Source organism: Bradyrhizobium uaiense (assembly GCF_010811875.1).
GTDB lineage: Bacteria > Pseudomonadota > Alphaproteobacteria > Rhizobiales > Xanthobacteraceae > Bradyrhizobium > Bradyrhizobium uaiense.
In genome coordinates, this window is the sequence record NZ_VKHP01000830.1 from 1 (window position 1) to 246 (window position 246).

Below are 246 nucleotides of genomic sequence, written 5' to 3' on the forward strand. Positions count from 1 at the left end.
TCGACATCAATTCGCTCAAGCGCGGCGTTGCGACGGCGCGGGCGCGCGGGCTGAAGCCGGTGGCCGTGATCCCGGTCGATCTGTTCGGCCAGAGCGCCGATCACGATGCGATCGCCGCAGTCGCCGAAGCAGCCGAGCGGCTTTGCCGGGAAGAAGCTGGTCCCGGTCGCGAGCCCGAAGGTGCCGAGCTTGCGGTTCTTGTAGGTTGCGCCGAAGCCCTGCGCGGCATCATCGAGCACGAACAGG

The 246-nt window shown here is 67.9% G+C and carries 1 pseudogene; it reads right to left on the reverse strand.

Annotated features, from left to right (window positions below):
* Positions 1 to 113: 113 nt before the first annotated feature.
* Positions 114 to 246 (reverse strand): annotated as a pseudogene (locus FNJ47_RS55190) (DegT/DnrJ/EryC1/StrS family aminotransferase); the annotation flags it as partial.